Source organism: Mycobacterium sp. 1165178.9 (assembly GCF_001673555.1).
Classification (GTDB): Bacteria; Actinomycetota; Actinomycetes; order Mycobacteriales; family Mycobacteriaceae; genus Mycobacterium.
On record NZ_LZMB01000181.1, the window covers coordinates 1 to 1916 of the forward strand.

Sequence of the window (1916 nt, forward strand, 5' to 3'; positions counted from 1 at the left end):
GCTCCCGTGCCGCTGGCGTGGCTGGCGGAGACCGGGGCCGACCCGGCACGGATGAATCCGCTGGGCGGCGCCATCGCGCTGGGACATCCGCTTGGTGCATCCGGAGCGGTACTGATGACACGCATGGCGCATCACATGCGCGACAACGGGATTCGTTACGGCCTGCAGACCATGTGCGAGGGCGGCGGCACCGCCAACGCCACGCTAGTGGAGCTGGTGAGCTGATAGCCGCGGCCAGCCGCGCGCCAAAAACCTGCACCACGTGACCCTTGTCACAGGGGGAGAACTAACCTACTGTGTGTTCACTAGGTTGTTTTCCCAGTGTCGATACAACGTGGGTTAAGGGGGTTCCGGTGCCCGTCGCACGGCGATACGACACGCTTCTCGCCAAAGGGGAGGACCGCAAGCAGCGGATTCTCGACGTCGCGCAACGCCTGCTCACGCGCAACGGCTGGCGCAGCACGACGCTCGCCCAGATCGCCGGCGAGGCCGGGGTGACCCCCGCCGGGCTGCTGCATCACTTCGAATCGAAGGAGCAGCTGCTGCACGCGGTGCTCGATGCCCGCGACCTCGATGACGACACCCACGCCGACCGGACCGGTGACCTGTTCGACCAGATCGCCGCGGTTGCCGACCGCATTCATCGGGCGCCCGAACTGGTGGGCACGTTCACCGTGCTGCTGGTCGAGAACATCCTTCCCGAGGCCCCGCTGCACGACCGCATGCTGTCCAGGTATCGAGCCGCGACTGACATCGTCGCCGACCTCATCCGCCGCGGCCAGGCCGACGGCCGGTATCGGCAAGACATAGACCCCGCCGTCAAGGCAGTAGAAATTCTCGCCTTCGTCCACGGAATGGAAACCACATGGTTGCTCGATCCATCGATCCCGCTAGCCGAGGCGTTCAAGCAGTACGCCGAGACCCTGGCGCGGGACTTCGCGCCGCCGAAGAAGCCCGAGGCGATATGAGATACCGGCTCGACGTCGTCGCCGCCACCGTCATCGACGTGGTGAGGTTCGCCGGTGGCTGGATCTTCGACCGGTCGATGGCGGGTTGGGACGTCACAGTGCTGGTCGCCGACCACCCCGACGACCGGCCGCTACAGATCATCGGCGCCCGGGTGCTCGACCTCGAAGACACGCTGGCGTCGGTGCAATCGCGTCCCCGCCCGCAGGCCCTGGCGGCCGCGGCGGACCTGTTCGGCTGTGACGCTCGGGTGCGTCAGGGCGTCCTGCAGGCCCTCGATCACGGCGTCACCGAGGTCACGCTGTGGGGAGAGAACTGGCCGTCCGAACTCGACGACAGCGTCGGGCTAGTTCAACACCAGCTGAGCATGGCCGCGCAGACGTTCAAAGCCCAAGCCCTGGCGGCCGCGGCTGCGCCGCACACCTCAATCGGTCACGTCGAGACCTTCCGGAGCGGCCTGCTGGCTTGGCCGTCGGTCGCCGCAGACCTGGTCCCTGCCAGCTAGCCGGCGCGGGCCGGACTGCACCTCCAGCTGACCGGTCGAATCGTCGCGCGCTGTGGCGCGCGGCCAGGGCCCGTCGTTGACGACCACCACCCCATGTGAAAATGTAATACTCATCCGCGAGAGGCACGTTCTCACTAGCCGAGATTCAAGGAGCAGGAGATGTCGAACGAATTCTCCGAGTTGGACTTCTTCCGCGGCAGCGAGCTCATCGGGGACCCGTACCCCTACTACGAGGCGCTGCGGGAGCGATGCCCCGTCACGCGCGAGAAAGTCGTCGAGCGCTTGGTCGGCCAGCACCCACATGGCGTCCTCGTTCTCCTTGAGGCGCTTGGGCGTGATCAGCCTCATCATCAGGGAGCGGTGGTTGGTGTGGGTGCTGGCCGACCAAGCGCTCGACGACTTTCTCGCGCCGGGGCACGGTGAATTCATCAAGGGCTGCGCAAGC

Annotated in this window: 2 protein-coding genes and 1 pseudogene; all 3 read left to right on the forward strand. The window is 66.5% G+C overall.

The features are described from left to right. Positions 1-225: pseudogene (locus A5652_RS08925) on the forward strand (acetyl-CoA C-acetyltransferase); the annotation flags it as partial. A 128-nt stretch (positions 226-353) separates the two neighbouring features. Then, on the forward strand, positions 354-968 hold the full coding sequence (locus A5652_RS08930) for a TetR/AcrR family transcriptional regulator (RefSeq protein WP_067349410.1): 615 nt from the start codon (positions 354-356) through the stop codon (positions 966-968). Then, complete coding sequence (locus A5652_RS08935; protein ID WP_067349413.1) at positions 965-1471, forward strand: hypothetical protein; 507 nt, start codon at positions 965-967, stop codon at positions 1469-1471. Before A5652_RS08930 ends, A5652_RS08935 begins: the two co-directional genes overlap by 4 nt. Positions 1472-1916: the final 445 nt, after the last annotated feature.

What these genes read in the sequence shown, in the direction of transcription:
- A5652_RS08935 (WP_067349413.1), top strand. Translation starts at nt 965, where the DNA reads ATGAGATACCGGCTCGACGTCGTCGCCGCCACCGTCATCGACGTGGTG.